Raw genomic sequence first — 16,017 nt, 5'->3', positions numbered from 1 at the left:
TCTGTATTTCATGATCCATATCCAGTTATAACACTCGTGCAAGACGAATCAGTGCGGTTCGCAAATGGCGGTAAAACGTGGCCCGGCTCATGGAGCAGGCCTGGGCTGCGGCTGTTGGGTTACCCGCATGAGTCCAGTACGCTGTATAGAGGAGCATCTGATCCTGCTGGGAAATTCCGTGTGCGCGCCCCTCCAGAAGATCCAGCACGTGCATCTGCAGCTGTATCCCGTCTCTTAGACCACTCACCCGCGCAGCATACGTATGCAGTTCCCCCGGGGAGTGCAAATGCGCCAGCATTTTTCGCAAATCCGACTCAGACCACGTAATCCGTTCCGTTCCGTTACTCGTCGCTTCGTAAGGCAACCTGCTCCCTTGTTTCTCGGGATCCAGCAAGGACATAACCCATTCTCCAAATAATCCATTTCGCAAATCCAGATCCATGACATCAGCCTGATCCTCATATCGGTCACAGATACGGGAATGCGTTCTTCTCATCCGAAAACCGATGCTCTGTAAAAACAGCTTCAGATTCGGATTGGTTGCCACCAGCATGACTCTTGCTCCATCACCCAGAAGGGATAGCCTGTCCAGCGACATGTAGCCCACGAGCTCTTCACGTCTGTATCCGGGTACGTTATCACGGGCAGCAGCCAGTACGGCAAAATGCGTATCTGTCTGATCCGGATCGCACGCCAGTTCCTGCGGGCTAAAACATTCTTCCATTTCCGCCGGAAAATATCTTAACAGCATCTCACTGCTCTCCCGGTGGACAAGTACCGTAATAAACATGGCAATCGGCTCCCCGTTCTGATCACGCATCAGCACAATTCCTTCAGGGTAACGCTGTGCCAGCTCATCCAGAAATGGGCGATAAGGCCCAGCCTGCCACGGCTCCACACTGTATTCGCACCATTCCTCCAATAAGCTGTGCAGCAAGGGCAGGTCTCCTGCCCGCATGACCTCCAGCGGTGAAAAAAGGGCATCGGTAGATACATCCGCATATTTCCGATGCTGAAGCATGGATTCCTGGCAGAGCAGGAGCATTCTCCGGGCAATCTGCCGCTGCTCATGTGGCCCGGCCTGTGCATGCAGGGGCAGTAACAAGCCAGCGATACGTACCCGCATGGCTTGCAGCCGCTGTGGTTCACGCTGACGAAAGTCCCGAAGCAGATGCACTCTGGCCAGGTCATGCAGCGCCAGGCCATCCGGAACGGAGCGGATGAATGACATTCGCTTCAGCGCCAGATATTCACCGAGCGTCACTTCCGTTTGCAGAACCGAGGATAACAATTCCTGATTGGCGGTTTCGAGCAGCGTGAGCACCTCAATCATGGGATGCAAACTTGGAAGCGTCAATTCGAGCAGTAAGCGTGCACTGATCATATAGGATAGCTCGGCCCATTCCGCAAGAGGTACGTTTCGCCGATGATCGGCAGCTTCCACCGCGAGAGCAAGTCCAAACGGATGCCCGTCCGTCATTCGTGCAATCGTGCCTGCCATGCTGATATTCACGAGTCCTGCACCAGCAATGTACTCCGATACTTCTTCATTCGTGAAATGCTGAAGCGGCATCTGCACCAAGTGCTGCCTCAAGCGTGGATGCATTCGCCATGCCGTAGCCGGTTCGGATCGTGAGGCCAATATGATCAGCACCCCGCTGGAGGAGAGTTTATTGACGAAAACCTCCATAAACCAACTTTCCAGCAAGGCAAGTTCTTCATAGTTATCCACCGCAATGACCAGTCTCTTGTGAACCGACGTCTCACTCAGACGGCTAAGTGGCCGGAGATGGCCCTCACTCCCCATCATTTCCAGTCCCAATGTCGAGGACAGATACTCCAGAAAGACCGAGGGGGTTGAACCACAGGATCTGCCATCCATCCATATGGACGTAGCCCCCCGATTACGGGATACCGACAACATCTCCGAGAGCAAGGAGGATTTCCCGATCCCTCCCATTCCCGTTACCGAAAAAATGGTCAAAGGTGCTTCCGGATGGTCAAACCAGCGATCCAGAATCATTAATTCCTTGACTCGTCCTACAAAACGTTTGCCACGGTCATAGTGTCTATCGCTCTGTACCTCACTACTGTTTCCCATTTGTGCCCTCCGTACTAGATACTGGTACTTTTACTCTCAGCATTATCTAAATGCTCCATATAGGCCATTCCCTTGCAAAATTGAGACTATATTGAGACGCGCACTAATCTATGAAATGATAAAATCTTAAAGAAAGCCAAATTATGGATAGGTCCCGAACAGCATCATGCAAACGTTTAACACGGGATACATGCACTTCATTTTCTATAATGTCTTACCATCGCTTAAACCTAATTCACTGTTCCGCCAATCGAGCACACCAATCTAGTTGCATTTGCCAATACCTGATGCTGAAGTACATAAGCACTTACCAATCTCAAACTTCTTGCTTCCCTTCCAAAACCATAATGATTCCAGGAAAGGCGGATTTGTGTGAGAAAAGAACTCGATATCTGTAATCTGAGCGGACAACTCGGAATCCAACATGAAAAGCTGGCTGATTGGTTGAAGGAACACGAATTTCTATCCCATGAGGCTGAGGCAGAGGACCGTTCTGATCGAACGTCGCCTCCGTACCGATTGGCAGCCCCCACATCATTATCACTTGCTCCCTCAACAGGTCAACCCAAACTCTTTCGCGGCAGGCGTTCCATGTCTGGTCGTTCGATACTGCCACAGCTGCGTCCATCCCGCCGTATCGGCAAAAACTACTAAACCACACTTCGATGCTTCCCACCATCAAGATTGATAAGTCTGTTTATCCTCCATCATCGCGTAAGCAAGCAGCGCCATCTCTAGGCACATTCTTCTCCCCTGGTCCATAAAACCAGGTCCCATCAGCTCTTCCAACTTCTCCAATCTGTTGTACAACGTCTGTCGATGTATAAACAATTGGGCAGCAGCGTCACGCTTGGAACCAAAATTCCGCAAGTAGGCTTCAAGCGTCTCCACAAGCTGGAGATGATGTGCACGGTCGTATTCGATCAGCACACCGAGATGGTCTTCCACGAAGGGCTGAAGAAAGGATTGAGGCAGTGCCTTCAACATTTGATATATACCCATACGTTCGTAAAAGTAAATATGTTCCATCCGACTCACTGAACGTGAAACTTCGATAACCTGATACGCTTCTTGAAGACTGTCCGGCATGCCGGTCAAGCGGTTGCGAATTTTGCCAAACCCGGCATATATCGCAACCTGCTTCAGGTTGCGGCTCGCAAAGCGTTTTACATCTCCAATAATGCTTTCGAGGGACCTAACCAGCTTATGGGAGGTGGATGCAGCACTCTCTTCCTTGGCACAGCACAGGTAGACCTGGTTATTTTTCAGCATGATCAAGCTCGGCAGATTGTTCTTCTTCAGCAAGGATCTTAGCAAAACCAGAATATCCTGATGATTCGCCTCCATCCGTTCACGTCCGGTCCCCCTCAGCTGATGCTCAATCTCAATTACTCCTCCTGCAAACCAGTACTGTCCCTTCACCAGCAATCGGAGTCCCATTCGGGTCTGTGCCTGCTCTTCCTGATGAATATGACCATTCATCAAGTCCTGAATTAGTTCATTCTGATTGCGTACCATCTTCTCTTCGAGAAACTGGGAACGAAGCGTCAGTGCGGCTGCCGCCTTCGCCGTGTAATCAAGCAGCAGTTTGAGATATTCCACTGGCGCAGAGGGATGCACCACCATGCCTACAGCTGAGAACACCTGACCAAAGCAGACCACCGGATGACACAGCAGCATATGCTGTTCATCGATGCGAAACCATAGTTCAGTATCCGAATCGTTCAGATCCAAATGCTCTACTTCCTGTTCATACCAGGTATAGATGGCCTGCTCCATCTCCGGGGGAAGACCCGGGACAAAGCTGCCTGGCTCCATGGACGAAATATAGACAACTGGTTTGGCCGCATATTCATGAAGCAGATGGAGTACGGCAGACATGTCAGTGCTCTGCAATGTCCGCTGCTGCAGCTGTCGGGAGTATGCCTCCAGACTCTTCAGCAGCTGATGCTGATGATTAATGAGCAGCGCATGAATATCCTGCGTAATCTCCACGAACCTTACGGGCTGTTCAAATACAATCAGCGGAAACTGATGTCGATCCGCCAGTTCAATTAATTGTTCGGGAATGCCATGAATGCTGGTGCCAAACTCCACACACAATCCTGCCGCATCACTATGAATCAGCTGGAGCAGATATTCTTCACGCCCCTCTTCCGATTGAAGCCACAGCCCTGTGGATAAAATAAGATCATGGGGACTGACATACGGAGAGACATTGGTAATCTCCAATACATGAACCCATCCAACCTGACGGGATGTTCCCCCGCTTCCTGCAACCAGACGCGCTCTGGCAAAAACAGGGCGCGCCAAAAGATCCTTTATCGTAAACACACGATCATTTCTCAATATCGATCCCTCGTAGTGTTATTTTTTCTTACATTATAATTCATGGACAAATGTCCTGAACAGCCCTTTTCGACATAATGTTGATTGAATCTCTTGAAACATAGACATTAAGTAAGGTGCAAAACCGTTACTCAGGTCATAAACTTGTAGTATAAGTTGACAACCATTAAATGGACGAGGTGCATGGGCATGAGAATCGGTATCCCAAAAGAAATCAAAAACAATGAAAACCGTGTAGCCATAACCCCTGCAGGAACGGCTGATTTTGTCAGAGCAGGGCATCAAGTCATGATTGAACAGGGTGCAGGATTGGGCAGCGGATTCACAGACAGCGAGTATGAGGCTGCCGGAGCAGTCATTCAGACTCAAGCCCAATCCGTTTGGTCGGAAGCTGACATGATTATCAAGGTTAAAGAACCGCTTGCCAGTGAGTACGCCTATTTTCGTCCCGGACTGATTCTCTTCACCTATCTGCACCTGGCGGCAGAACCGGAACTGGCGAAGGCTCTTGTTCAGAGCAGGGTAACTGCCATTGCATATGAGACTCTGGAAGTTAACGGCACTCTTCCTTTGCTGACCCCAATGAGTGAAGTGGCAGGACGGATGTCGGCACAGATCGGGGCACAGCTGCTGGAGAAAACCGAAGGTGGCAAAGGCATTCTGTTATCCGGCGTGCCTGGCGTCAGCCGCGGCAAAGTGGCCATTATCGGCGGTGGTACGGTCGGTACCAATGCGGCCAAAATTGCGATTGGGCTCGGAGCGGACGTGACCATCCTCGACCTGAATCTGAATCGCCTGCGCCAGCTGGATGACATATTCGGCAACCAGATCCATACGCTGGTATCCAGTGCATCCAACATCGCCGCTGCGGTCGCTGAAGCGGATCTGCTGATCTGTGCGGTGCTGATTCCCGGCGCCAAGGCGCCAAAACTTGTCAGCGAGCAGATGGTCAAAACGATGGCTCCCGGTTCGGTCATTGTGGATGTCGCTATTGATCAGGGCGGAATTGTAGAGACCATTGATCATATTACGACCCACGATGAACCGACTTACGTGAAGCATGGTGTTGTGCATTACGCGGTAGCGAACATGCCTGGCGCGGTGCCGCGCACATCCACGGTGGCGCTGACCAACGCCACCATGCCTTATGCGCTACAGCTGGCCAACCATGGTGCAGCCTCCGCGATTCGCGGCAGTGCATCCATTCGCAGCGCGGTCAACGTGCTGAATGGACATATCACGTATGAGGCAGTGGCCCGGGATCTCGGGCATGCCTATGTTCCTGCAGGACAGGCGCTGGAGCATCCCGCCGCTGTCCAGTAATCTGTATATGATCGTTCCACCGGGCACCTTGTCTTTCTCGCCTGTGGAACGAACAGAAGCGCCAGTCCGGGCATATGCTGTCCGGACTGGCGCTTCTCGGTTTATTTTGCATGAAACAAGTTCTGTTAGATTATAAGTTCTGGATTCTGAGATATTCCAACGATTCAAACCGCCCGCTCGCTGCACACCTCGCGAAAATTACAATCCCTGCACGCACGACGTGAAGGCATCGGAGTAAAGTACGACATGTCCTTCGGACGATTATGATACTCATCTGCCACGCAGGAACGCATCTCTTCGATGTATCTTCCCACATTGTCCTCGACCTTCTGCAGCTCCTCTTCTGTCGGCGTAAACTCGCGATGTGTCCCGGTCAACAGGTATTCCACTCGCAGCTCAATCTGCTCCAGCGGCACCCGGTAATGGTCCCTGACATACGCTGCGTACAGCATGAGCTGGTCCGTGAAATCATCCTCCTTGCCCGTCTTCCAGTCTACAATCACAATGTTGCCGTTGCTGCGGCGATACAACAAGTCCATCTTCACGTATACTCGCGTATCATGCAGAATCATGGTGTCCCATTTCTCAATCTCCAAAATATCCGTACTCGCCCGGGACAGGTCTTCCCAGGTAAGCGTCTGATACATATGGCTTACACAAGCCGAAGCTCGCTCCTTAATCGTTGCAATTCGGTCATTCAGCGTGTCATCTCCGTAGTAGATCTCAGATAGCATCACCCGATTCTTCGGATCCAGACGCCACTGATCCTGATCCATCGACTCCACATAGGCTTGATTAAGCAGCTTCCGCATCGTTTGTTCCAGAAATGATTCACGCGGCTTGTCTTTGCCTTCCTCCCTGCTTCGGACTGCTGACTCACACATCCGATGTGCGAGGTCACCAAAGACGAGATATAGATTGCTGAGCTGTTTCAATCGGTACAGACGAACCTGCATCTCATCAGCCGATTCTGTCTTCCAGCCGTTATGGGCTCCGTAATAATGATAATAATATTTGCGCAGGCACTCATCGAACATGCTTGCCCGCGACTGCGAATACGACCACTGCGGGTATTGTGCCATAAGCTGTTCTGCCTTTCTGTATACCGGATCTGTATGAGATCCCTTGATGCTCACAGTATATAGGATGGGGTGAAAATGCTGCAAGCTGTCCTACTATTTTGTATTGAACGCAACCGTTTCCGATTCGAATCGTAACGTTTATATAGTATCATCACCAAAAGATGAAATGGCGAAGCAAAACGCATAATATACTAAATAAAGGACAGGATGTTGCAAATCAAATCATGTACAGGCATATCCTAAAAGGAGGCACCACCCATGAATCGACCGGATTGGTTCCAGGCGGAAATGGCTTTGCAACAGATCCAGGTCATTGGCAGCGACCGGAATGAGCTGGTGAATATCATCGGCCATGCAGAAGGAATCCATTGCATCGGAACAGGTACGGATGCGGCTGTTTTTACGTACGACGGCTTGCCCCAATATGCCTTCAAAGTGTATTCGGATCACGCCCTGGAGAAACTGGAGAACGAGAAGCGGGTCTACGAACAGCTGCGTGGATTACCCTACTTCCCCACCTATTACGGCTGTGGCCGAAATATTCTGGTCATCAGTTATGAACCTGGAGAAACACTGCTGGAGTGTCTGGAAAAAGGAATTCCGGTTCCCGAACAGGTGATGATCGATGTGGACGAAGCGCGGTCAGCTGTACGCAGCCGCGGCCTCAACCCACGGGATATTCACCTCAAAAATGTACTTCTTCAGAACGGACGCGCGAAGGTTCTAGATGTCTCGGAGTACATTAAGGAAGGCAATGACAACCGCTGGGAACATCTCGTCTGGGCCTATCACAACATTTATCCAAGAATCAAAGGCACGCCCATTTCCCCGCGTATGCTGCAAACGATCAAATGGGGCTACAATCAGCTGGATCAGGCCAACCTCAAGATGGACGACCTATCCAAGAAAGCAAATCGTCTGTTAGCCAGGTTTATGAAATAAAAAAAGGTTACTCTCACAACAATGTACTTTCACGGAACATATCCTTCGGTATCAAATTTAAAAACCCGGTCATCCCCATAAAGGGTGAGAACCGGGTTTTATTTGTAATATACAACATTGTAATGGGATTATCATCTCAGTCTTATATGCCGCAGCTTATCCGGATTTCGGATCATATAAATTTCTTGAACGAGGCCGTTTTTTATAGCCAGGCTGACTACTGTTGGAGAAGCCTCATTGGGGACCTGTATCAGAAGACCATGTTGTCCGTTGATTCTAACCACCCGTACCGATACCAGGCTGTCTCCCTTGGCTACCAGACCTCCAATGAATGTAATGACGCGTTGACTGGATACAATCGGCTTCACAGCTGCCGTGATTTTGCCACCACCATCACTATACAGCGCAACATCATCCGAGAGAAGCTGGAGAAGTTCAGCCATATCGCCAGTCGACGCAGCCTGAAGAAAACGCAGGGTCAACTGCTCGGACTTCGCATTGGGAACCCATTCCATTTCGAATTCGTTCTCGATTTTCTGTTTGACACGACTCAAGATTTTACGACATCCCGTTTCGGTTTTATCAAGGAAGTCTGCAATAACATCGTATTCAAATACGAATGCCTCCCGCAAAATAAATACAGCTCGCTCGACAGGGGTCAACCGTTCAAGCATAACAAGGAAAGCATAAGAGATCGTATCTTCCAGCTCAATCGTCTGAAATGGATCCCTTTCTTCTGCTCGGATTGATGCTGAGATGCTCGTATACTCTTGCAAAAGGGGCTCCGGCAACCAAGGACCGATGTACACTTCTCTTTGTGCCTTGGCTGACTTCAAATAATCAAGACAGCGGTTCGTAACGATTCTGCATAAGCCTTCAGATCTCGGATGTATCCCTCTTCCTGATGTATGGCCTTCTGCTGCAAGGTCACAAAAGTGTCCTGCACCAAATCCTCGGCATGGGTGACCGATCCCAGCATACGATAAGCGATAGAAAACAGAAGCGTTCTGTACCTGCTGTATACTTCATCAAGTTCCATCCTGTGCCCCCTCTGTATAGATGTCTGTATCTGCCAATATCATCCGAGCAGCTTCACGTGCACTGGCCAGCGAAGCATGAACCAGCATCCCCTCACTCCCAACCCAATCACCAGCAACATAGATACCCGGACGACCCTTGATCTGCGGACTCGGCCTCCCCTGGAGACCGCCCGTTGCGGCGGTCGGAACGGCATGAGTAACCAGCATTCGTGGCAGAAGCCGCTTCCGGACAACATGCTTGCTCCAGCCTGATTGAATGCAATCCAGAAATCCAGTCAGTTCGTATTCATCCCTTTTGGGATCGGAATGCCCTGTTGCTGGTAAATACTTCATGACGTGTACAACGTTACGCTCGGAGTGAATGGATAATGAAGCCGTGGCAGAATGATTAGAATAATACCACGGGGCGTCGGCACCCAGAACAAAGGTCGTTTTGGGATTCGGCATCCCTGTCACAACCAAATCCAGACACGCTGCGTAAACTGGAACTAGCTGCCTGTAAAGTGCTTCTTCGGCGGCAGTAAGTGCAGGATTCAAAAAAGCCAATGTACTCCTTGGCCCAGCAGTAGAGATGATATTCCGAGAAATTAGACGGGATTCATCCTTAAGTTTAATCTCAATCCGAGGCTTAGCGCCATGGATTTCTTTTACGGAGACACCGCTACGAACGGATACGCCAGCTTGCTGAGCCCGCGTAGTCAATTGATTGATAAGAGACTGCCATCCTCCGTTTACATACAACACCCGACTCTGTTTAAGCTGATTAATTACAGCTCCAGCACTTATCAGATCAGGGGCATCACAATACGTGCTTAACCGAACAAGCGCAAGCACAATACGCTGCGCACACAGGCTAGGCACCCTTGTATCCAAATACTCCTGCAGACTGACCCTGTTCAGGGAAGATTCATCCGCTCTGTTCAGAGACCAATAGAAGCCAAGCAGCTGAAATTTTTCTCTACTATTCAGGCGCGAACCGAACAACAAACGCAACAATGAAACGTTCATACCCCGACTATTTTCTCCGTCAAAAACCAAGCTACCCGGCGGTTTGGGTGCCATTCCATTAGGAATTACACCTATGTCTCGCAAAATGGGGAGTGCGCTTCTATTCAGCGCATGAGCACCCAAGTTAACTTGGGCATCTGCCAGTTCAGTAGAAGCAGCACGGCCTCCCGGATTTCTCCCTTTTTCCAGCAATAGTACTTTTTGCCCGGCCCGGGCCAGATATATAGAAGCAGTTAATCCAGCGATACCTGCTCCAATAATAACAGTGTCCCACACGAGATCATTGTCATTGTGTCTCACGTCATATCAATCCCTTCTATTGGATACACATATGACGATTAGAGCCGTTATTCTGTGACCAAAATCATTCCCCTCATCCTTTCCGGTTCAACCGACCTTCGGAAGGGGTCATTCCCTTATACTGTTTATACAGTTTCGTAAAATAATTGGCATTGTCGCACCCCACCCTGGCGGCAATCTCGGTAATGGTCAGATTACTGCTTCGCAGCAGGTGTTCGGCTTCTGTCATTCGGCATCCGTTTAGGTATTCGACGAAGGTGCGGCCCGTCAATTTCTTGAACATTTTGCAAAAATGATATGTATTCAGCCCCACCTGACTGGCCGCTTCGGTCACGGATATCTTCTCCGCAGCATTGGCTTCAATCTGCTCGATCAGTTGTTTGAACCGCTCGCGGTTCGGGAAATATGAACCCGTTGTTTTTCCCGGCAGCTGCTGGGGCATAAAGGTACGGGCCAGCATGGTAAACAGGGCGTGCAGCTTGGACTTGGCCACGAGCTGGTAGGCAGGTGGCTGCATAACCATCTCCTCAATCGCCTCATGGATTAGGGAGTAGTAGTCCAGGCAGATTTTGTCCTGCTCCGCCGGCTTCACCGGAAAGCGAATCCGTCCCTCCAGATAAGGAGCCACGTACTGCAGATGCAGCGGATCATGTGTGAAATCATGGAATAACGCCGCATTAACAACAACCGAATCATACTCCACATCCCCCTCTTCCAGGGCATAACCCACATGAAGCGTTCCTCCCGGAATAACAAGCACCTCGCCCGGCCCGGCCGTGTATGGTCTACTATCGATATGAAATACAGCGTGACCCTTGCGCATGGCAATCAGCTCAAAGTGTTCATGCCAGTGCAAATACATGATACACTCCTCCGCTTTCATATCTGAGCAGCGATTCTGAAACAACTGAAATGGATGTGATTTATGGTCAATCCGGGTATTTTCGTGAAGCGCTTTCAGATCCAGCAAGACCTCTTCCCCCTCCTCACAAAATCGGACTAATATTGCACAAGATTGTATAGAGCCATGCAGCAGATGCGCGGCTATAATGAGTGTGTCACGAAGTACTATAAGCCAATATTGGAGTGAAATACAACCATGAAAAATCAATTACGCATCGGTACCCTCGTGGGTGGAGCGGATGCTGTCCGCGTGATCCCTCAGATCATGAAACACGGTTTCGAGTCATTCAATCTGACCTTCTGGCAAACCACGGGTGAACTGGATCTTGCCGAAACAGCCAAGCGCGTACGCGAGCTGGTAGACGAACATGATATTAAAATTTCTGCACTCAGTGTTTTCGGCAACCCGCTCACCGGGGCCGGAGACAACGCAGACACACTGGCAAGCTGGGAACGGGTTATTGATCATGCCCAGCTGTTCGGTGCAGACATTGTCTCGGGGTTCACGGGACGACTAACGAATCAGCCCATTGACGAGTCCATCCCGCGGTTCAAGGAGGTCTTTGGGGAACTGGCACGCCGGGCGGCGGATCGTGGAGTACGAATTGCTTTTGAAAACTGTGATATGGGTGGAACCTGGCAAACGGGCGACTGGAATATTGCACATAATCCGACGGCTTGGGAAATGATGTTCAATGCTGTTCCGGAAGAAAACATCGGCCTGGAATGGGAGCCTTGCCATCAGATGTCCAGCCTCATCGATCCGATACCCCAGCTTCGCAAATGGGCGCATAAAGTTTTTCACGTGCATGGCAAAGACGCAACCATTGCCTGGGATATCGTCAAGGAATATGGGGTTCATGGTCCGCATGAATATGTCTGGCATCGTACGCCGGGCTTCGGAGATACCAATTGGTCCGACATCATCACCATTCTGCGGCAAAACGGTTACCAGGGAACGATCGACATCGAAGGCTGGCATGATCCGGTATACAAAGATGAACTGGAAATGACAGGGCAGGTGCATGCTCTGCGCTATCTGAAACAATGCCGCGGCGGAGATTTTGTGCCCAATCCGGAATAAGGAGATGATCAAGTGAGTCAGCAACATCGAGTGCTTGTCGCCGGCTGCGGTGCCATGGCCAACACCTGGGTCGATTACGCCATGCAAAGACCGGACACGGAGATCGTAGGGCTTGTCGATCTGCAAGAACAAAATGCTATGGCCCTGGCTGCACGCCATGGTCTCTCCTGTCCTACATATACGGATATCGCTGAGGCCATCCAAGCTACAGAAGCCAACATCGTATTCGATGTCACGATTCCCGCAAGTCATTATGGCATTGCCATGACAGCCTTGCAGCAGGGCTGCCATGTATTCGGCGAAAAGCCGCTCGCAGAAACCTTCGCGGAATGCGGGGATATCGTCCAGACTGCTCGCAAAACCGGCCGCATCCAGGCCGTGATGCAGAATCGCCGCTTCGATCCTCGAATCCGTGCCTTTCGGGAGCTCATTGCCGGAGGCACCATTGGTAAGGTCGGTTATGCTGGGGCAGACTTCTTTCTCGGACCCCATTTTGGCGGATTCCGGGATATGATGGACAGTCCGCTGCTGCTGGACATGGCCATTCATACGTTTGATCAGGCCAGACTTATTCTTGGAGCCAATCCGGTATCGGTCTATTGTCACGAATTCAACCCTCCAGGCTCCTGGTACACAGGCAATGCGATGGCGCTATGTATCTTCGAAATGTCCGACGGCTCCGTATTCAATTACCGCGGGTCCTGGTGCGCAGAAGGCGCCCCAACCTCGTGGGAAGCATCATGGCGTGTAACCGGGGAAAAAGGTACGGCCATCTGGGATGGTCATAATGACATTTATGCAGATGTCGTTGCAGCAGAGCACCTGGATTCAAGCGGCAAGCCTTCCTTCTTCCAGCCTTCAGAGCGAATCGAAGGACAGCTGCCTGTCATGGAGAAAAGCGGACATCACGGCTGCCTCGAAGACATGTTTGCTGCGCTGGAATCCGGGAGATTGCCCGAAACGGATTGCAGCGACAATCAGTTTAGCATGGCGATGGTGCTCGCTTCCCTCGAGAGTGCCCGCACCGGGCAGAAAGTTTTCATCGCTGATCTGATGCAAAACACGTAGAGAGCGCTTCATAAACAGCCAAGCCAGCCCAACCCGCAAATCTGAGCGAGTTGGGCTGGCTTGGTTAGTATTTTGCCGCATCTTTACAGAATGAAACTAGTTTTGAGTGTAACTGTATAACCATTTTATACCCCTCTATAAAATTCCTTTTTGCATGGCTTTGTACACGAGCTGTGAAAACAGGCTGTTGGACCAGGCAAACCAAGGTCTTGTAAATGTATCGGGATCATCTGCATGAAAGCCTTCATGCATGAACCCGGTCCCTGCATCCGTATTTTCCAACCGTTCAATCATCTCCAGCATTTCCTCGTCATTGTCCGCGGTCAGTCCCTGCATGGACAGTGCCATATGCCAGATATATCCCGGCGGGGTATGGGGGCTTCCGATCCCTTTTGCTGCTTGGCCTTCATAATAGAACGGATTCTCCTTACTCAGAATAAACCTGCGTGTATTCTGGTATATGATATCCTCCACGGGTGCATATTCCAAATAAGGAATGGACATTAGTCCAGGCGTACCCGCATCATCCATCAGGCAATGATTGCCGTATCCATCTGTTTCGTAGGCATAGATTCGTCCATAGACCGGATGATTGTATATGCCGTAGAGAGAAATTCCATGACGAATCTCTTCTTCAAGCTGTGCCATTTCGCTAACCAATTGTTCGTCCCGGAATACCCATTTGGCGATTTCCCCCATCTGGCGTAGGGTCACCGCAGCGAACATATTCGAGGGGATGTTATAGTGGAAATCACAGGCATCATCGCTCGGACGGAAACCCGACCAGATCATTCCGGTATAGTTCACAGGCATGCCCATCCCCGCATTACGCATCGTATCATGAGCGGGACAATTACGGCGCATAAACCGGTATGGAGATTGCTCGGCATGGTGCTGCTCCGTATGCCAGAGATGGACGATACTCTCCATCACCCTTTTGAAGCGTTCATCGAAAATATCCGTCAATTCCGTCTCACGCCAGTACGCATAGGCCAGCTTCATCGAGAAGCAAAGGGAATCCAGTTCGAATTTACGTTCCCATACCCATGGCGACATCTCTGTCTCATCATTGGCATCCCAGTGCCAGCCGTTGGCTGTTTCGTTGAATGCATTGGCATACACATCAATGTCAGCATAGAACATATGCCGCTTGATCAGACCGCCGATGATCCGTTGTAATGCTGCATCGTCCTTTGCAAGTGGCACATAATGCATGACTTGCTCCACGGAATCACGCAGCCACATGGCTGGGATATCACCTGTAATGACAAACGTTGTCCCGTCATCAAGCAGTTTGGTCGTCGTCTCGAGCGTACTTGGAAAGCAGTTGCGGAACTGTGCGAGCAATCTCGGCCTGTGCTGCAGCTTCTTGTCCGCCTCCACCAGAATATCTTGCACAGCCTGCGGCAACTCCAGATGAGGCATGGGAATCTTCGGTAATCTGAACTGTTCCATGGATCTAGTCTCCTCTGACATGAAAATGTGGTTGTGGTGTTTGGATATGGCTGAATGTTCTTCTCCAAAACCGGCATATCCTTTTAGGCATATTTGATTATTGTTATTTTTGTTATCATAATATATAATAACGTTATTAAATGTAGTGTACTGTGACTTGGTAAATATCGTCAATTGCTAATTGCTATAATCGCCACGGATTCAATTCTAAATATATATTTTGTTTACATATGAAGGAGTCTTGAACATGTCCCGCAAAGTATCCATTCAGACGCTGGCTGACCAGCTTGGATTATCGAAATATGCCGTTTCCCGTGCACTCAGTGGCAAAACAGGAGTCAGCGAGTCTACCCGCGCCCGTGTGCTTGAACTCGCCAGAGCTCTGGGTTATCGCCAAAATACACCCGGAAGCACCGGTGTCTCCGCTGCCGCAGACCAATCCGAACCGCCATTCGCGCTCATCTGCATGAATCAGCTAAACCGCGGGGAGCCTCACTACTGGCAGCGGGTGCTGTCCGGCATGATCTCAGGCTGTAATGAACGGGGCTGGCATCACGCGATTGTATCTCCTTCACTTGGTACCGGGGACGAACATACGCCACCGGAACGGGCCATTGCTCCCCATCTGGACTGGGAACGATGTGCGGGTGTCATTGTCATGGGCGCCTTTCCTCATGCCGTTCTGCAGCGGCTAGCTCAGACAGGTCGTCCCATCGTACTGGTGGATCATCAGGAACCGCTCCTGAACTGTGATACGATCAGCCATGATAATCTGGAGGCAGGCATCACCGTTGTGCGATATCTACTGTCCCTGCAATCCCGCAGAATCGGGTTAATCACGGACGATGGTCGTGCGGCCAGCTTTGCACAGCGCAAGATCGGCATGGAACTGGCATTGAATCATTTTCATCCAGGCCATGGTCACGCTGCCACATTCCGGGAATGGAATGTTCCTTATGAGCAAGGAGAATGGGTGAACCAGCTCGCTGCCGAAATCAAAAACATGCCGGAGCATGAACGACCCGATGCCTGGATTGGGGTGAATGATGATATTGCCCTGCAATGGATGAACAAACTGCAGGAGATCGGAATCTCCACACCTCAAGACTGTCTCGTGATTGGCATTGATAACGTACACTCTGCCGCAGCATCCTCCCCACCTTTGACAACAGTTAACCTGTGCAAGGAAGAGCTAGGACAGCGGGCCATTGAAGCTTTGCAGAGACGGATTGAACGCCCCGGGACACCGAAAGAGACCGTCATGCTTGCCACTTCCCTTATTCCGCGGGAATCGGCTTAGGTTGATATACATCCACCCTAACAACAGTACAATTTGTTGGATAGCAAAAAGGCTCCGCATGT

At 50.4% G+C, this 16,017-nt stretch carries 14 protein-coding genes; 6 read left to right on the top strand and 8 right to left on the bottom strand.

Going from position 1 to position 16,017, the window contains the following annotated elements; translation table 11 throughout:
• Positions 1 to 25 precede the first annotated feature (25 nt).
• A complete protein-coding gene (locus tag MHB82_RS05440; protein ID WP_341174081.1) occupies positions 26 to 2,101 on the bottom strand; it encodes an nSTAND1 domain-containing NTPase in 2,076 nt (691 codons plus the stop codon).
• 372 nt (positions 2,102 to 2,473) lie between these two features.
• On the opposite strand from MHB82_RS05440, the gene MHB82_RS05435 reads away from it, so the two are divergent.
• Entirely contained in the window at positions 2,474 to 2,755 is a 282-nt protein-coding gene (locus MHB82_RS05435; protein ID WP_141236977.1) for a hypothetical protein, read from the top strand.
• Between the two features lie 24 nt (positions 2,756 to 2,779).
• Here MHB82_RS05435 and MHB82_RS05430 read toward each other — a convergent pair whose 3' ends face one another.
• Positions 2,780 to 4,450, bottom strand: coding sequence for a PucR family transcriptional regulator (locus MHB82_RS05430; protein WP_341174080.1), 1,671 nt, complete (start codon positions 4,448 to 4,450; stop codon positions 2,780 to 2,782).
• Between the two features lie 189 nt (positions 4,451 to 4,639).
• Between MHB82_RS05430 and ald the strand changes: the two genes are divergently transcribed.
• Complete coding sequence (ald, locus tag MHB82_RS05425) at positions 4,640 to 5,773, top strand: alanine dehydrogenase (RefSeq protein WP_341174079.1); 1,134 nt, start codon at positions 4,640 to 4,642, stop codon at positions 5,771 to 5,773.
• Positions 5,774 to 5,937: 164 nt separating this feature from the next.
• Here ald and MHB82_RS05420 read toward each other — a convergent pair whose 3' ends face one another.
• The gene (locus tag MHB82_RS05420) at positions 5,938 to 6,855 is read right to left on the bottom strand and encodes a PD-(D/E)XK nuclease family protein (protein ID WP_095289115.1); all 918 of its coding nucleotides are present in this window, start codon (positions 6,853 to 6,855) and stop codon (positions 5,938 to 5,940) included.
• 258 nt (positions 6,856 to 7,113) lie between these two features.
• On the opposite strand from MHB82_RS05420, the gene MHB82_RS05415 reads away from it, so the two are divergent.
• Positions 7,114 to 7,797, top strand: coding sequence for a serine/threonine protein kinase (locus tag MHB82_RS05415; RefSeq protein ID WP_341174078.1), 684 nt, complete (start codon positions 7,114 to 7,116; stop codon positions 7,795 to 7,797).
• A 131-nt stretch (positions 7,798 to 7,928) separates the two neighbouring features.
• Here MHB82_RS05415 and MHB82_RS05410 read toward each other — a convergent pair whose 3' ends face one another.
• From MHB82_RS05410 to MHB82_RS05395, 4 genes are all read right to left on the bottom strand, one after another.
• Complete coding sequence (locus MHB82_RS05410; RefSeq protein WP_341174077.1) at positions 7,929 to 8,633, bottom strand: sigma factor-like helix-turn-helix DNA-binding protein; 705 nt, start codon at positions 8,631 to 8,633, stop codon at positions 7,929 to 7,931.
• A complete protein-coding gene (locus tag MHB82_RS05405; RefSeq protein WP_341174076.1) occupies positions 8,630 to 8,836 on the bottom strand; it encodes a sigma factor in 207 nt (68 codons plus the stop codon). Before MHB82_RS05405 ends, MHB82_RS05410 begins: the two co-directional genes overlap by 4 nt.
• Positions 8,826 to 10,145 (bottom strand): phytoene desaturase family protein, encoded by a 1,320-nt coding sequence (locus tag MHB82_RS05400; protein ID WP_341174075.1) that lies wholly within the window; start codon positions 10,143 to 10,145, stop codon positions 8,826 to 8,828. The genes MHB82_RS05405 and MHB82_RS05400 overlap by 11 nt, the downstream gene beginning before the upstream one ends.
• 73 nt (positions 10,146 to 10,218) lie before the next feature.
• Positions 10,219 to 11,115 (bottom strand): helix-turn-helix transcriptional regulator, encoded by an 897-nt coding sequence (locus tag MHB82_RS05395; RefSeq protein WP_095360809.1) that lies wholly within the window; start codon positions 11,113 to 11,115, stop codon positions 10,219 to 10,221.
• A gap of 129 nt (positions 11,116 to 11,244) precedes the next feature.
• Here MHB82_RS05395 and MHB82_RS05390 point away from each other — a divergent pair, with 129 nt between their 5' ends.
• Both MHB82_RS05390 and MHB82_RS05385 read left to right on the top strand, forming a co-directional pair.
• Positions 11,245 to 12,132: a TIM barrel protein gene (locus MHB82_RS05390; protein WP_154892723.1), complete on the top strand. Its 888-nt coding sequence runs from the start codon at positions 11,245 to 11,247 to the stop codon at positions 12,130 to 12,132.
• Between the two features lie 12 nt (positions 12,133 to 12,144).
• On the top strand, positions 12,145 to 13,200 hold the full coding sequence (locus tag MHB82_RS05385; RefSeq protein ID WP_341174074.1) for a Gfo/Idh/MocA family protein: 1,056 nt from the start codon (positions 12,145 to 12,147) through the stop codon (positions 13,198 to 13,200).
• A 135-nt stretch (positions 13,201 to 13,335) separates the two neighbouring features.
• Here the strand turns inward: MHB82_RS05385 and MHB82_RS05380 are convergent, their stop codons facing one another.
• Positions 13,336 to 14,655 carry a glycoside hydrolase family 125 protein gene (locus MHB82_RS05380; RefSeq protein ID WP_341174073.1) on the bottom strand — a complete coding sequence of 440 codons (1,320 nt, stop codon included), beginning with the start codon at positions 14,653 to 14,655 and terminating at the stop codon, positions 13,336 to 13,338.
• Positions 14,656 to 14,902: 247 nt separating this feature from the next.
• Between MHB82_RS05380 and MHB82_RS05375 the strand changes: the two genes are divergently transcribed.
• A complete protein-coding gene (locus MHB82_RS05375; RefSeq protein WP_341174072.1) occupies positions 14,903 to 15,955 on the top strand; it encodes a LacI family DNA-binding transcriptional regulator in 1,053 nt (350 codons plus the stop codon).
• The last annotated feature ends 62 nt before the right edge of the window (positions 15,956 to 16,017 follow it).

It is taken from the genome of Paenibacillus sp. FSL K6-2862, assembly GCF_038005125.1.
In the GTDB taxonomy this organism is placed as follows: Bacteria; Bacillota; Bacilli; order Paenibacillales; family Paenibacillaceae; genus Paenibacillus; species Paenibacillus illinoisensis_A.
This window is presented reverse-complemented; position numbering and strand designations above follow the sequence as displayed.

What these genes read in the sequence shown, in the direction of transcription:
- MHB82_RS05440 (WP_341174081.1), bottom strand. Translation starts at nt 2,101, where the DNA reads ATGGGAAACAGTAGTGAGGTACAGAGCGATAGACACTATGACCGTGGC.
- ald (WP_341174079.1), top strand. Translation starts at nt 4,640, where the DNA reads ATGAGAATCGGTATCCCAAAAGAAATCAAAAACAATGAAAACCGTGTA.
- MHB82_RS05420 (WP_095289115.1), bottom strand. Translation starts at nt 6,855, where the DNA reads ATGGCACAATACCCGCAGTGGTCGTATTCGCAGTCGCGGGCAAGCATG.
- MHB82_RS05415 (WP_341174078.1), top strand. Translation starts at nt 7,114, where the DNA reads ATGAATCGACCGGATTGGTTCCAGGCGGAAATGGCTTTGCAACAGATC.
- MHB82_RS05405 (WP_341174076.1), bottom strand. Translation starts at nt 8,836, where the DNA reads ATGGAACTTGATGAAGTATACAGCAGGTACAGAACGCTTCTGTTTTCT.
- MHB82_RS05390 (WP_154892723.1), top strand. Translation starts at nt 11,245, where the DNA reads ATGAAAAATCAATTACGCATCGGTACCCTCGTGGGTGGAGCGGATGCT.
- MHB82_RS05380 (WP_341174073.1), bottom strand. Translation starts at nt 14,655, where the DNA reads ATGGAACAGTTCAGATTACCGAAGATTCCCATGCCTCATCTGGAGTTG.
- MHB82_RS05375 (WP_341174072.1), top strand. Translation starts at nt 14,903, where the DNA reads ATGTCCCGCAAAGTATCCATTCAGACGCTGGCTGACCAGCTTGGATTA.